General features: G+C 61.9%; 13 protein-coding genes. 3 read left to right on the top strand and 10 right to left on the bottom strand.

Annotated features, from left to right (window positions below; translation table 11 throughout):
• The coding region (locus AC1DVH_RS18790) for a VOC family protein (protein WP_477755073.1) at window positions 1-853 on the top strand (853 nt) is incomplete at its 5' end.
• 341 nt (window positions 854-1194) lie between these two features.
• Here the strand turns inward: AC1DVH_RS18790 and AC1DVH_RS18795 are convergent.
• The 4 genes from AC1DVH_RS18795 to AC1DVH_RS18810 all read right to left on the bottom strand — a co-directional run bounded on the left by AC1DVH_RS18795 (window position 1195) and on the right by AC1DVH_RS18810 (window position 6100).
• Window positions 1195-1773 (bottom strand): hypothetical protein, encoded by a 579-nt coding sequence (locus tag AC1DVH_RS18795; RefSeq protein ID WP_477755074.1) that lies wholly within the window; start codon window positions 1771-1773, stop codon window positions 1195-1197.
• 122 nt (window positions 1774-1895) lie between these two features.
• On the bottom strand, window positions 1896-2969 hold the full coding sequence (locus AC1DVH_RS18800) for a lipocalin-like domain-containing protein (protein ID WP_477755075.1): 1074 nt from the start codon (window positions 2967-2969) through the stop codon (window positions 1896-1898).
• Entirely contained in the window at window positions 2959-5430 is a 2472-nt protein-coding gene (locus AC1DVH_RS18805) for an ABC transporter permease (RefSeq protein WP_477755076.1), read from the bottom strand. Before AC1DVH_RS18805 ends, AC1DVH_RS18800 begins: the two co-directional genes overlap by 11 nt.
• Before the next feature lies 1 nt (window position 5431).
• Window positions 5432-6100: an ABC transporter ATP-binding protein gene (locus AC1DVH_RS18810; RefSeq protein ID WP_477755077.1), complete on the bottom strand. Its 669-nt coding sequence runs from the start codon at window positions 6098-6100 to the stop codon at window positions 5432-5434.
• Window positions 6101-6237: 137 nt separating this feature from the next.
• Here AC1DVH_RS18810 and AC1DVH_RS18815 point away from each other — a divergent pair, with 137 nt between their 5' ends.
• Window positions 6238-8211, top strand: coding sequence for an alkyl/aryl-sulfatase (locus AC1DVH_RS18815; protein ID WP_477755078.1), 1974 nt, complete (start codon window positions 6238-6240; stop codon window positions 8209-8211).
• Window positions 8212-8346: 135 nt separating this feature from the next.
• On the opposite strand, the gene ycaC is transcribed toward AC1DVH_RS18815, so the two are convergent.
• The 5 genes from ycaC to AC1DVH_RS18840 form a co-directional block, all read right to left on the bottom strand.
• The gene (gene ycaC, locus AC1DVH_RS18820) at window positions 8347-8973 is read right to left on the bottom strand and encodes an isochorismate family cysteine hydrolase YcaC (RefSeq protein ID WP_095942850.1); all 627 of its coding nucleotides are present in this window, start codon (window positions 8971-8973) and stop codon (window positions 8347-8349) included.
• Window positions 8974-9042: 69 nt separating this feature from the next.
• Complete coding sequence (locus AC1DVH_RS18825) at window positions 9043-10881, bottom strand: amidohydrolase (RefSeq protein WP_477755079.1); 1839 nt, start codon at window positions 10879-10881, stop codon at window positions 9043-9045.
• On the bottom strand, window positions 10881-11489 hold the full coding sequence (locus AC1DVH_RS18830; RefSeq protein ID WP_477755080.1) for an antibiotic biosynthesis monooxygenase: 609 nt from the start codon (window positions 11487-11489) through the stop codon (window positions 10881-10883). Before AC1DVH_RS18830 ends, AC1DVH_RS18825 begins: the two co-directional genes overlap by 1 nt.
• Complete coding sequence (locus AC1DVH_RS18835; RefSeq protein ID WP_218432098.1) at window positions 11482-11898, bottom strand: DoxX family protein; 417 nt, start codon at window positions 11896-11898, stop codon at window positions 11482-11484. The genes AC1DVH_RS18830 and AC1DVH_RS18835 overlap by 8 nt, the downstream gene beginning before the upstream one ends.
• A 191-nt stretch (window positions 11899-12089) precedes the next feature.
• On the bottom strand, window positions 12090-12449 hold the full coding sequence (locus tag AC1DVH_RS18840) for a DUF6124 family protein (protein ID WP_477755081.1): 360 nt from the start codon (window positions 12447-12449) through the stop codon (window positions 12090-12092).
• Between the two features lie 402 nt (window positions 12450-12851).
• Between AC1DVH_RS18840 and AC1DVH_RS18845 the strand changes: the two genes are divergently transcribed.
• Complete coding sequence (locus tag AC1DVH_RS18845) at window positions 12852-13487, top strand: glutathione S-transferase family protein (protein ID WP_477755082.1); 636 nt, start codon at window positions 12852-12854, stop codon at window positions 13485-13487.
• A gap of 112 nt (window positions 13488-13599) precedes the next feature.
• Here the strand turns inward: AC1DVH_RS18845 and AC1DVH_RS18850 are convergent.
• On the bottom strand, window positions 13600-14099 hold a 500-nt coding region (locus AC1DVH_RS18850; RefSeq protein ID WP_477755083.1), incomplete at its 5' end, for a LysR family transcriptional regulator substrate-binding protein.

Consider the following 14099-nt stretch of genomic DNA (forward strand, 5'->3'; position numbering starts at 1 on the left):
GGCCCTGGAAACGTTTCGCTGGCACCACAGCGCCACCGTCACTGCCGAGCAGTATCGACAACTCAGCGCCCAGCATCGTCTGATCGCCGATGTGGTGGCGTTCAAGGGCCCGCACATCAACCACCTGACACCACGGACCCTGGACATCGACATCGTCCAGACGCAAATGCCGGCCCATGGCATCACCCCCAAGGCAGTGATCGAAGGCCCGCCCCGCCGCCAATGCCCGATCCTGTTGCGCCAGACCAGTTTCAAGGCCCTGGACGAGCCGATTGCCTTCACCGATCAAAACCAGGCTCGCGGCAGTCACAGCGCCCGTTTCGGCGAAATCGAACAGCGCGGTGCCGCCCTCACGCCCAAAGGCCGGGCACTGTACGACCGCTTGCTCAATGCCGCGCGGGACGAACTCAAGGACTTCCCCAACGAAGCCAACGCCGAGCGTTACAACGCGCTCATGGCGCAGCACTTCAACGAATTCCCTGACACCTGGGAAGACATGCGCCAACAGGGCCTGGCTTACTTCCGCTACTTCGTGACGGAACAAGGCCTGGCGGCGGGTAACCTGACAAACGCCGCCCTGGAAGACCTGCTCGGCAGCGGTTGCCGGCGGGTTGAACCGCTGGTGTACGAAGACTTCCTGCCGGTCAGCGCGGCGGGGATTTTCCAGTCGAACCTTGGGGATGCGGCGCAGACCCGTTACGGCGTGCACTCCAACCAGCAAGCCTTCGAACAGGCTCTGGGGCGGCCGACGATCGATGAACTGGAGCTGTATGCCGACAGCCAGCGGCGTTCGATCGAGCAGTGTTTCGCGGCGTTGGCCGATGTTGTTCAAGTCAATAACAAACATGACTGAACGATGTCTCACCGCTCAATAAAAAACGGGCGACCTGTTGGTCGCCCGTTTTTTATATATCCGAAACTTTCAATACAGCAAAAAAGTGTTCGCCCAGTGCACTGGCCTCGGCAATCCATGCACTGGTAAAGAGCCCTGCACTGGGCGAACGGAAAGTATTTTAGTAGAAGTGGCTAAATATGTCCGTGCGGTAAAGATGAAATTTATCGACACCATATGTAATAAAATGTCGATATAAATCCTATCCCGCACCGAGCCACAAACTCACCAGTTCGACCATACGAGTTGATTATTCCTATACAAAACCTGCACAAAAACAATCAACCCGTTCAGAGCCAATATCAGTGCCTGCTGGTCACCGTCAATACATCGGTATAAACCACATTCACGCTTTGCCCGACTTTCAAGTCCTTGAGTTTGGCCTGGACCTCGGGTCGTTTGACGTCGACGGTCTTGGACTGGCCTTCCGGGTTTTCGAAGGTCACCTTGTGCTTTTTCACGTCAATGTGGGTGATTTTCAACTGCACTTTCACCTGACGATAAGCTTCGCCACCGGGGTTGGCGCTACCTGGCGCTGCGCGCATTTCACCGGTGGCTTCGGCGGTGCCCGGCAGGCCTTTGTCGACATCGGTGTCGAGGTAGGCCGCAACGGCGCTGGTAACCCGGATATCGACCGTATCGCCGACCTTGAGGTTTTTGAGGTTTTTCGCCTTGTCGGTCAGTTGCACAGGGAACTCATTACCCTGCGGACCTTTAAGGACCACGGAATGATTCGCGGTATCAACCGAAACGACTGTGGTGGTGACCTGATCAGCCACCACGACTTCGGACAGCGGAATATCGGCGGCAACTGCGCCAAAACTGGCGGCAGACAGCAAGGTTGCGAGGGTGATGGCTTTGGTCAGTGCGTGGCGTTTCATAGACAGTACTTTCCCTGTGATTGATGGCAACAAACGGCGTTGAAACCGGGCTCAACGCCATGTGTGCGATGAGCATAGACGCTGTTCGGCGAGTGGTCGCCGCGGGCCTCTGATTTTCGTGGCTAGTACCCGGTCATTTCCAGATATCCGATCCCTGCATGGCTGCCACTGAGGCGCACCGGGCCTTCCCAATACGCAATGCGCAAGTCCATCCAGGCCTGGGGATTGAGCGCGGTGATGGCGATATCGAGGTGTCTGGCGGGGATCTTGATCGACCAGCGCACGGGCATCTCGCGTCCTGCCACGCGCGCGGTGTCTTGTGGCGTGAGGCTGATGTCGCTGGCGTGCAGCATTTGTGTCTGGCCCCGGGCGTCGATCCAGGTGCCGATGAGGTAAGGCTCGCCGTCCTTTTGCCGCATGCGATACAGCATCACCTGCTCGCCGCTGTCCAGGTGCAGGGAGAACCAGTCCCAACCGGTCTGATTGCCTGTCAGGGGCTGGCTGCTCCATTCGCGGTCAAGCCAGGCCGGGCCACTGACCTGAAAGGTTTGGCCGTCGATGTCCAGCGTACCGCTGGCCTGGAAAAACGGCTGGCTGTAGTAATACGAGGCCTGACCCTGCTCGGATTTCCTGCTGAATCCCTGGTCCCCCTGAAGCACCAGCGGACCTGTCGAGGTCAACCGCAACCGGTAGCTGAAACGCCGGTCACGAGCACTGAGTTGCAGATCGGCTAAAGGGTCGTCGGCAGTCGCCTGACTGCGCAACTGCCAGTCGTCGATCCACGCATTGAACGGCGTGAGGCTGACACCAGCCTGACCGACGCCACCACGGGCATAGCGTTCAGCCGCGTGATGCACCGTCGCCGACGTCACCGCCGCGTGGCCGAGCCAGATCGTCTGATTCTGCCAACCCGCCACCTCGGGGGTGGCCTTCAAGGCGCTGCGGAACAACGTCCATTGCGCGCCGAACTCATGCCCCTGATCGTCCTTCAGGTTGGCCGTGACGTACCACCATTCGATGCGAAAGCCGTCGTGCGGGCCGTGATCCGCCGGGAAGCTGAACACCCGACCGGGCACCACCTTGGTGAACGCAGCGGCCTGGTTGCCCAGCCCGGCAAAACCCTTTTCTACCGGTGCCGGTTGATCGCAACCGCTCGCCAGCAGCGCCAGGAGCAACACGCCGAGCTTAATCTTCATGGGCGAACGTCCGCAGCAGGTCCGCCGGTTGCGTGCGGTACAAACGGTACAACGGCCAGGCCGAAGCCAGCAGCGTCGCCACCAGCGCCAGCCCCATCAATTGCAACAGTTGCCATGGAAACACCCGCAACGGCAGGCGCCAGCCAAAGGCCTGCACGTTGATCACCGTGTCCAGGCACCACGCCAGGGCGATGCCCAGTGGCAACGCCAGCACCAGGGTCAGCAGCGCCAGCAACCAGGTTTGCCCGAGGTTGAGCAACATCAAATGCCGACGTGTCACCCCCAGTGCCCACAGCGGCGCCAGTTGCCCGAGACGGCTCTGGCTTTGGGTCAACAGACTGATGAACAGCGCCACCCCGGCCACGCACAGCGTCAGGCTATTGAGCGCGGCGGTGGCGGCAAAAGTGCGCTCGAAGACTTGCGTGGACCAACCCTTGAGCCGCGCCTGATCGACGATGCGGCTGTCGTCGAGGGTAAAACGCGCCTGTAACGCCGCGACGAACGCAGGGATCGACGCCGGCTCGATGCGCAGGTTGAAGCGGCTCGGTGCCAATTGCGGCCAGCCGCGCAGCAGTTGATGGATATTGACCAGAATGTGGCCCTTGGGATTGCCGTAGTCGGCGTAGATCCCGACGATCCGTGGCGACCACGGGCCGGTTGGCGTCGGCAGCGTCAGGTGATCGCCGAGCTGCACGCGCAGGCGCCGGGCCAGTTGCTCGCTGAGCATCACCGCATCGTCCTTGGCCAGCCGCTCCCAAGGGGTGTCGCCCAAAGCTTCGAGCAGCGGCCAGTGCTGGCGATAGGTCGGATGGTCGATGATCCCGGACAGGTCCGTCGGCCAGCCCTGCAACTGGATCGACACCTGCCAGTTGGGCAGCACTGCCGCCAGTTGCGGTTGCTGGTTGAGCCAGCTTTGCAGTTCCCGGGCCTGCGCCGGGTTCTGTGGGTTGAGGTAAAGCTCGGCCGTCAGCCGTTGCTCGAGCCAGTCGCTGAAGGTTTGGCGGAACCCCGCGGTCATGCTGCCGGCACCGATGTTTGCCGCCATGGCCAGCAGCAGCGCCATCAACGCCAGGCTCAGGGCCGGCAGTTGTTGACGGCAATCGGCGACAAACCACTGGCCGAGCACCGAGCGACTGCGCTGCGAACCGAGACTGAGCAGCGAACTGAGCACCACCGGCAGTGCCAGTGCGGCACCGATCAACAGCGCCGCCATCAACACGAAGCCAATGACCAGGCTGTCACCGAAAATCAACGCCAGCAGCGCGATCACCCCGGCCATTGCCGCCACCCCGCCCTGGCGTCGCAACCAGCGGGCATGGGCCTGATGCCAGGCCTGCGGGTCGGCCAGCGCCAGCAAGGGCAAGCGCGCCGCCCGCAGCAGGCTGCTGGCACCGGCCAGCAACGCGCCGATCAGGCTCAAGCCGATACCGCTGAACCACCACGACAGGCTGAGGCTCAACTGCCCCGCCACTTCGGCGCCGTACAAGCCACGCAGGCTGGCGGCGACATCGGGCAACAGCACGCCGGCCAGCAGGTAGCCGCTGACCACCCCGGCCACACCGCCGATCAGGGCCAATCCACCCAATTCGACGGCGAGACAAGCGATCAGCATCCGCGCACTCACACCGCAGGCACGCAGGGTCCGGAGCAGGCTTCGCCGTTGCTCCAGCGCCAGCCCGATGGCGGCGTGCACGATAARCAGGCCGACAACGAACGACAGTACCCCCAGGGCATCGAGGTTCAGGTGAAAGCTTTCGGTCAGGCGCGCCAGGTTGTTTTCTTCATCGGCGCTCTTGAGTTGCAGCTGCCCCTTGAGCGAATCCGGCAGCGGCGCAGTGAAGTCCTTCGGCAACAGCAGACGMGACAACTGATCCGGCAACCCCAGAATCTGCTGGGCAAAACCGATGTCCACCAGCAGCACACCGGGCGCCATATCAGCCTGCACATGCAACGGCGGCAGTGCCGCGCCAGCCAGGTTCAAGGGCCGGTCACCCTCACGCAAATCCAGTGCCTGCAAGGTTTGCGACGATATCCAGGTAGTGCCCGGCGGGCTGAAAAAATCGACCACCTGTTCAATCGCCAGGGCCTGCCCGGCCACCGCCGCGCCCGCCGGCAGCGACACCGGCTCGATGCCCATCAACTGCAAGCGCTGCTCTTCATGGCCCTTGAGCGTCACTCGCCCTTGCAGTACCGGTGACACCGGCCACCCCGCTCGGCGCAGATCGATAAACCATTGCTGTGGGAACGTGCCGCCGCCGGGCGCACTGAGGCTGGCCTGAGGTTCGCCACCGATCAACCGACTGGCGCGGGCATAACTGTCGCGGGCCTGGCTGTTGAGTGCCTGGACGCCGGTCAACAGACTGGTGGCCAGCCACAACCCGGTCAGCACACTGAAAAACTGTACCGGGTGCTGCCGCCAGTGGCTGAGCAGGGCGCGCAGGGTTTCGCCGAAAATGCGCATGTCAGCGCGCCCCCACACCGGCAAGACGACCACCGCACAGCAGCGCTTTTTCCGCCAGCCGCGCCGCCACGCCGGGACTGTGGGTGACCATCAACAGGCTGGTGGGACTGTCGTCGAGCAATTCCAGCAGCAACTGCAACACCTCGGCGCCGGTGGTTTCATCGAGGCTGCCGGTGGGCTCGTCGGCCAGCAGCAGTTGCGGGCGCGACGCCAGCGCCCGCCCCAGCGCGACCCGTTGCTGCTGGCCGCCGGACAGTTGCTCCGGGTAGCGCCGCAGCAACTCGCCCAAGCCCAGGCGCTGCACCAGGTGCGCCTGCCAGTGTGGGTCATGGCGCCCGGCCAGACGCGCCTGAATCGCCAGGTTGTCTTCGACCCGCAGGCTGCCGATCAGGTTGAATTGCTGGAACACCAGGCCGATTTCCGTACGGCGCCAGTTCGCCAGTTGCCCTTCATTCATCTGTTCCAGACGATGCTCGCCACTGCGGATGCTGCCGCGATCGATCCTGTCCAGCCCGGCGATCAGGTGCAGCAAGGTGCTTTTGCCACTGCCCGACTCGCCCATCAGCGCCAGGCTGCTGCCGGGCCTGAGCGTCAGGTCGACGCCTTGCAGCACCGGCAGCGGCCCCTGCGGTGTGGCGTAGCTTTTGAACACGCCATGGACTTCAAGCATGGGTCAACCTGCTGGATATGCCTGGTCCAAGGATAGCGGCCCTGAATGTTTTTTGTCCGTTGCTGATGATCGCCCTGCCCGAGCCCCGCCCTACCCTCGAAGCTGGTCTGACCATAACGATAAAAAACGGAGACGCCATGCCTCGTTTCACCTTGAGCCCTCGTGGGCTGCTCGCTTGCCTGATCACTGCCTGCCTTGCGCAATCGGTGGTCGCCGCCAACGGACCGGTCGCGGCCAGCCCGCAAACCACGGCCAGTAACGCCGCCGTGCTGCAACAACTGCCCTTCACCGACCGCACCGACTACGAGTCGGTCACCAAGGGCCTGATCGCGCCGTTCAAGGGCCAGGTCAAGGACGCCTCGGGCAAGGTCATCTGGGATATCCAGGCCTATGACTTCCTCAGCAAGGACCAGGCCCCGGAGTCGGTCAACCCGAGCCTCTGGCGCCTGGCCCAACTCAGCGCCCATGCCGGACTGTTCGAAGTCAGCCCTCGGCTGTATCAGGTGCGCGGTCTTGACCTGGCCAACATGACCATCATCGAAGGCGACGACGGGCTGATCATCATCGACCCGCTGACCATGGCCGAAACCGCCAAGGCAGCACTGGACCTGTACTACCAGAACCGCCCGCACAAACCGGTGGTGGCGGTGATCTACAGCCATACCCACGTCGACCACTTCGGTGGTGTGCGCGGGGTCATCGACGAGGCAGACGTCAAGGCCGGCAAGGTCAAGGTGTTCGCCCCCGCCGGGTTCATGGAACACGTGATGAGCGAAAACGTCTACGCCGGCAACGCCATGAGCCGCCGCGCGCAGTTCCAGTTCGGCAGCCTGCTGCCCCGTGGCGAAAAAGGCCAGGTCGATGCCGGCCTGGGCAAGAGCACGCCGAGCGGCGGCACCGTCACCCTGATCCCGCCCACCGACCTGATCGACAAGGAACTGGAAACCCGCACCATCGCCGGCCTCGACGTGGAGTTCCAGTTGACCCCGGGCACCGAAGCACCGGCGGAAATGAACCTGTACCTGCCGCAGTTGCGCGCCTTGTGCATGGCAGAAAACGCCACGCAAATGATGCACAACATCCTCACCCCGCGCGGCGCGCAAGTGCGCGACGCCAAGGCCTGGGCCGAGTACCTGGACAGCAGCCTGGCGCGTTACGGTGACAAGAGCGATGTGTTGTTCGCCCAGCACAACTGGCCGACCTGGGGCGGCGAACGCATCCGCACCTTCCTCGCCGACCAGCGCGACATGTACGCCTTCCTCAACGACCGCACCCTGCACTTGCTGAATCAGGGCCTGACGTCGCTGGAAATCGCCGATTCGATCAAGAAACTGCCTGGCACCCTCGACCAGAAGTGGTACACCCGTGGCTACTACGGCTCGCTGAGTTTCAACACCCGCGCGGTGTATCAGCGCTACATGGGTTTCTATGACGGTAACCCGGCCAACCTCAATCCACTGCCACCGGTAGAAACGGCCAAGCGTTCGGTCGAAGCCATGGGCGGCGACGCGGCCGTGCTGGGGAAAATGCAGGCGGCAATGGCCAAGGGTGAATACCGCTGGGCCGCGCAACTGGGCAATCAGTTGCTGTTCGCCAACCCGGACAACGGCGATGCGCGCAAAGCCCAGGCCCAGACGCTGGAGCAAATGGGCTATCAAAGTGAAAACGCCACCTGGCGCAACATGTACCTGACCGGTGCCATGGAACTGCGCGATGGCGTGCCACCCCAAGCGGGCACGTCGGTATCGGTGGACATGGTGCGGGCGATGAGCCCGCAGATGTTCTTCGACTTCCTGGCGGTTCGCCTGGACAGTGAAAAGGCTGTAGGCCATGACCTGACCCTGAACTGGACCTTCGAGGATCAGAACAAGGACTTCAACCTGACCCTGCGCAATGGTGTGCTGACCCACCGTGCCGGGCTCAATCCCCAGGCGGACGCCAGCGTGACCATGAGCAAGGCCACCCTGGAACAGATCAGCCTCAAGCAACTGGATATCCCGGCGGCGATCCAGAAAGGCCTGATCAAGTTGCAAGGCAATGGCAAGAAGCTTGGGGAGTTGATGAGCAGCCTCGATACCTTCGCGCCGCAGTTCAATATCGTCACGCCTTGAACCGGTGACGCGGCAAACCGCGTCGCCTCCATCTCGAGCGGGTCGGATCGCCGCACCGTCGCTCCCACACTGGGTCTGTGTCATTCACAAATACTGTGAACAGCCTGGATCCCTTGTGGGAGCGACTGACGGGTCTTATTTGGCCGTAAATTTGGTGTAGCTATTGATCAGGTTGCGATAGTTCGGCAGGCGCTCAGACAGCAGGTTGGCCAGGCCTTCCATATCGTTACGCCAGTCGCCTTGCAGCTCGCAGGCCACAGAGAACCAGTTCAGCAGGTGCGCACCGGCGGCCGACATGCGTGCCCAGGCCGCTTGCTGCACGGTGGTGTTGAAGGTGCCGGAAGCATCGGTCACCACAAACACCTCAAAGCCTTCGGCAATGGCCGACAGGGTCGGGAACGCCACGCATACGTCGGTCACCACACCGGCGATGATCAGTTGCTTGCGTCCGGTGGCCTTGATCGCCTTGACGAAGTCTTCGTTGTCCCAGGCGTTGATCTGGCCCGGGCGTGCAATGAACGGCGCGTCCGGGAACTGCGCCTTGAGCTCCGGCACGATCGGACCGTTCGGACCGCTGTCGAAACTGGTGGTGAGGATGGTCGGCAATTTGAAGAACTTGGCGATGTCACCCAAGGCCAGTACGTTGTTCTTGAACTCGTTGGGCGAGAAATCCTGCACCAGCGAGATCAGACCGGTCTGGTGGTCGACCAGCAATACCACGGCATCGTCTTTGTTCAGGCGCTTGTAAGGTACGTTGCTCATTGGAAACTCCTTGGTGGATGGTTGTCGCAGTCAACGCCGACCTGTTGGGCCGGCGCTTTTTTAAATGGGTCAGAAGGCAAAACACGAGCAGCCAAAGGCGCCCCAGAAACCGGCGAAATCGCTGACCGGCGCGTTCGACAGGCGCGCCCGTTCATGACTGTGGGAATGCACCGCGCACGGGCCGCTGCAATGGTGAACCTGGGCCTGCATCGGCGACGTCGGGCGCCAGTGGCCCGGGACCTTCACCACCGGCGACCAGTCCGGCAGCACCGGTACGCTGGCCGGCCCGAGCTTCTCGAAGTCACCGGCGCCGTACACCACCTTGCCGCCGACCACGGTCAGCACCGACTCGATCCACTTGATCGCCTCTTCGTCGACGCTGAAAAAGTCCGCGCTGAGGGCCGCGACGTCGGCCAATTGCCCGACCTTGATCTGGCCTTTCTTGCCTTGCTCCGACGAGAACCAGGCGCTGCCATGGGTGAACAGTTCCAGTGCAGTCAGGCGCGAAAGGCCTTCGGCGTGCAACTCCATGCCGCCGACGGTGCGACCGCTGACCATCCAGTACAGCGAGGTCCACGGGTTGTAGCTCGACACCCGGGTCGCGTCGGTACCGGCGCCCACCGGTACGCCCTCGGCCAGCATGCGTTTGATCGGCGGCGTGGCTTCGGCCGCTTTAGCGCCGTAACGCTCGACGAAATACTCGCCCTGGAACGCCATGCGATCCTGAATCGCAATGCCGCCACCCAGCGCCCTCACCCGCTCGATGTTCTGCGGGGTGATGGTTTCGGCGTGGTCGAAAAACCACGGCAAGCCGTTGAACGGAATGTCGCGATTGACCTTCTCGAACACGTCGAGCATGCGGCTGATGGATTCGTTGTAGGTGGCGTGCAAGCGGAATGGCCAGCGTTGCTCAACGAGATGGCGCACCACCGGCTCCAGTTCCGCTTCCATGGTTTGCGGCAGGTCCGGGCGCGGTTCGAGGAAGTCTTCGAAGTCCGCCGCCGAGAACACCAGCATTTCCCCGGCACCGTTGTGCCGCAGGTAATCGTCGCCCTGGTGCAGCTTCACGCTGCCGGTCCAGTTCTTGAAGTCGGTCAACTCTTCCTTGGGCTTCTGGGTGAACAGGTTGTAGGCGATGCGCACGGTCAGTTGCTCATCCTTCGCCAACTGTTCGATCACCTGGTAATCGTCCGGGTAATTCTGGAAACCGCCGCCGGCATCAATGGCACTGGTCAGGCCCAGGCGATTGAGTTCGCGCATGAACTGGCGGGTCGAGTTGACCTGATACTCCAGCGGCAGCTTCGGCCCCTTGGCCAGCGTCGAGTACAGAATCATCGCATTGGGCCGCGCCACCAGCATGCCGGTCGGCTCGCCGTTGGCGTCGCGCACGATCTCGCCACCCGGCGGGTTCGGCGTGTCGCGGGTGTAACCGGCTACGCGCAACGCGGCGCGGTTGAGCAAGGCGCGGTCGTACAGGTGCAGGACGAACACCGGTGTGTCCGGTGCGGCCTGATTGAGCTCTGCAAGCGTTGGCATACGTTTCTCGGCGAACTGGAATTCGTTCCAGCCACCGACCACCCGCACCCACTGCGGAGTCGGCGTGCGGTCAGCCTGATCCTTGAGCATGCGCAAGGCATCGGCCAGYGACGGCACRCCTTCCCARCGYAGTTCCAGGTTGTAGTTCAAGCCACCACGGATCAGGTGCAAGTGCGAGTCGTTGAGCCCGGGAACCACACAACGGCCCTTGAGGTCGATGACCTGGGTGTTCGAACCACGCAGGGCCATGGCCTGGGCATCGCTGCCCACCACGACAAAACGACCGTCGCTGATCGCCACGGCGCTGGCGAGCGGTTTTTCGCGGTCAACGGTGTGGAATTGACCATTGAACAGAATCAGATCGGCGTTCATCACGGTTCCTCGTGCAAAGTAGCGGGAGACAGCCAGGGCGCAAACAGACGCGTCGCCATGGGCATGAAGATGTAAACCACCGACAGCACGATGGTCAGGGTGATCAGGAACGTGGCAACCACGTAGTTGGAGAGCAAGGCGTTGAGCCGCAACAACGGCCCCCAGAGCAGCGGCACCAGCAAGGTGTGCGGCAGGATCACCAGCAGCGTCACCACGGCTTGCTTCCAGCGCGGCGGTGGCGTCCCGGCTTCGGCCTGGGGCGAAAACCAGAACTCGTTGACCGGATTGACTTCGGTCTGGTCGCCATCGGCGAGCATCGGCGCGGCTTCGTCGACCAGTGCCTGGCGTTGCGGTGAATCGAGCCAGTTCTGCATCGCTTCGGTCGAGCAAAAACGCAGCACGCAGGTGTAGGTATCGAGGCCGGTGTGCTTGCCACGCACCACATCCACGCCCAAGTGCCCGACGTTCTGTGCGGCCACCTTGACGATGTTGCGCAGCCAGGCTTCATAAGGCACTTCGAAACCGGCCTTGACCCGGTGTTTGACGATCAGGGTCACCACCTCATCAGGCCCGGGACTTGCCGGCTCACGGCGATTGGATTCAGACATAACGCAAGGCTCCGGCGAAACGGACATTGAGCGCCAGCCGTCCCGGCCCGGCGATGAAAATGCTGGTGAAGACAATCAGCAACAGCCAGCCGAACTGGCCTTCGAAGAGGGTCCACTGCGGATGCACGATCAACATCGACACCCACAGCACAAACAGAATAGGCAAACATGCCAGCCGCGCCAGCAACCCGCCGACGATCAGCAGCGGGCACACGACCTCGGCGAAAATCGCCAGCACCAGCGTCAGGTTCGCGCCCAGGTGGAAAGGGTCTTCGATGTTTTGCAACTCGGCACTGTAGTGCAGCAGCTTGGGCAAACCGTGCACCCACAACAGGAACAGCCCGCCGCTGACCCGCAGGAACAGCAGCCCCCAGTCTTGCGCCCGATCATCGCGTCGCGARGCGTCCATGGCCTACCCGCACAAATGAAAAAACACCGGCGCCGATGCGCCGGGACTGGATTCGATAGTGCCGGGACGGGGGGAGGAAAAATTGAATGTACGTGCTCTGTTTGCGCGAAGACCGAGATCGACCAAACGACATGGAACCCTGTGGGAGCGAGCTTGCTCCCACAGGTTTATTTGTTGTTGCCTCTACCGGGTTATTCCTGCGGGTCGAGATTATCCAGCGCCCGATTCACCGCCAGCTCACCAAGCATGATGATCTGCGCAATCCCCAGCAGCGCGTTGCGATGAGGGCTTTGCAGAAATCCCGCAAGGTCACTGGCCATGATGCTGGCCGAGGCCAGGGATTCGCAGGCGTGGGCCAATAGCGTTTCGGTATTGATGTCGGGGGCGATGACAAACATCGTGCTGGGTTTGTGCGATGGAGCCGGATCTTTCGGGGGATTGAGGTAGTGATCCAGTGCGCGGTCGGCGGCTTCGTGGAGCTTTCTGGAGTCGAGCGAATCGTAGGGGGAAACGTCGTCGGATTGCGGGGGATTCGGGGTTGGTTTGAACATGGCGGAGCTCCTTTATACCTGGTAAAACCACCAAAACCCGTCGCTAAACAAGTAAGGGTGGCAGCTGTACGCAGGTTAGCGAACCGGGAGGTATAAGACCCGGCAGACCCGAAGGTCTCCCGCGCACAGCCACCATGTCGAAAATTGCAAACACACGAATATGTGCAATAGAGACTGGAGCCTTGTTGCGCTTATACCTGGTCGGGTCGCTAAACCCGGTCGCTGAAGTTACAGCGACAGGGAAACGATAAAGACCGAGTACAAGACTCACAAGCCGGCGGATTCTGGCGTAGTTGTAGGCAAYGACGCAATAAATCGTAGGCAGCGGAAACCTGTTGAAACGCCTTTCCTACAGACCGCTCCTACAATTACATACACGCCATTCGCGATGGAGTTGCTCAAATGGAACACACCCTGAAGATTCTCGGCAAAGCCTCGTCCATCAACGTCCGAAAAGTCCTGTGGACCTGCGAGGAACTGGGTATAACCTACGAACGCGAGGACTGGGGCAGTGGCTTCGCGTCCACCCACAGCCCCGAGTTCCTGCGCTTCAATCCCAACGCTCAGGTGCCGGTGATCATCGATGAAGCCGGCGTGTTGTGGGAATCCAATACCATCTGCCGCTATCTGGCCGGCAAACACCAACACCACCACGAGCTGCTGCCTGGCGAACCCGCGGCACGCGCCCGGGTGGAACAGTGGATGGACTGGCAAGCCACCGAGCTCAATCCATCGTGGAGTTATGCGTTCATGGCACTGGTGCGCAAGGACCCGGAGTTCCAGGACGCCCATCGCATCGACGTCGGCATCCGCGGCTGGAACCAGAAGATGGGCATCCTCGAACATCAACTCGCGACCACCAAGGCGTATGTCGCCGGACCACAGTTTACTCTCGCCGACGTTGTCATCGGTTTGTCGGTCAATCGCTGGCTGATGACGCCGATCGACCGTCCCGACTACCCCGCCGTCGATGAGTATTTCAAACGCCTGGCGCAACACCCCGGTTTCCTGAAGCATTGCTGCAACGGCTTGCCTTGAATGGCTGCAGGTTGCCGCCTGGATCGCCATACAGCTAGGCAACCTTGGGCTTACAAGGCCATTACTCAGCCAGCATTAGAGGACAAAATCGGTTCAGCGGCTTGTCGGGGGGTTACCGTCCGTCGAGCATGTCCAGCAGTGCCTGCACCGCCGCCGACGGTGGTTTGTTCGCCGCGACCACCAAGGCAAACTCGCGCTCGATCCGCGGCAACACCGGTACGACGCGCAAACCTTGCCGATTGCCCGGCAGCGTCATCTCCGGCACCAGGCTCACGCCGATGTTTTCCCTCACCAGGGTGAACGCACTGCTCCATTCACGGACCTCGACGCGCACATCCTGCAGTTGCAGCCCCGCATCGGCAGCCAGGCTTCGCGCATTGGTCGAACAACCGCCCGTGGCCAGTACAAAAGGTTGCTTCGACAATTCGTCGAGGGAGACGCCCTCTTCATGAGTTCGCCGCGCCAGCGGATGGCCCCCGGGCAATACCGCCATCCAGGCATCGCGTCCCAATGGACTGGCCTTGCGCTCGGCAGACGGATTGAGCACCACGCCGACATCCACCAGCCCCGCGCCGAGCAGGGTTTCCACTTCGTCATCGCTGACTTCCAGGG

Source organism: Pseudomonas sp. P4_C3 (genome assembly GCF_056402075.1).

Bases quoted from the DNA above. Each gene is read 5' to 3' on its own strand.
- AC1DVH_RS18840 (WP_477755081.1), bottom strand. From the start codon at position 12,449: ATGTTCAAACCAACCCCGAATCCCCCGCAATCCGACGACGTTTCCCCC.
- AC1DVH_RS18795 (WP_477755074.1), bottom strand. From the start codon at position 1,773: ATGAAACGCCACGCACTGACCAAAGCCATCACCCTCGCAACCTTGCTG.
- AC1DVH_RS18800 (WP_477755075.1), bottom strand. From the start codon at position 2,969: ATGAAGATTAAGCTCGGCGTGTTGCTCCTGGCGCTGCTGGCGAGCGGT.
- AC1DVH_RS18830 (WP_477755080.1), bottom strand. From the start codon at position 11,489: ATGTCTGAATCCAATCGCCGTGAGCCGGCAAGTCCCGGGCCTGATGAG.
- ycaC (WP_095942850.1), bottom strand. From the start codon at position 8,973: ATGAGCAACGTACCTTACAAGCGCCTGAACAAAGACGATGCCGTGGTA.
- AC1DVH_RS18845 (WP_477755082.1), top strand. From the start codon at position 12,852: ATGGAACACACCCTGAAGATTCTCGGCAAAGCCTCGTCCATCAACGTC.
- AC1DVH_RS18810 (WP_477755077.1), bottom strand. From the start codon at position 6,100: ATGCTTGAAGTCCATGGCGTGTTCAAAAGCTACGCCACACCGCAGGGG.
- AC1DVH_RS18815 (WP_477755078.1), top strand. From the start codon at position 6,238: ATGCCTCGTTTCACCTTGAGCCCTCGTGGGCTGCTCGCTTGCCTGATC.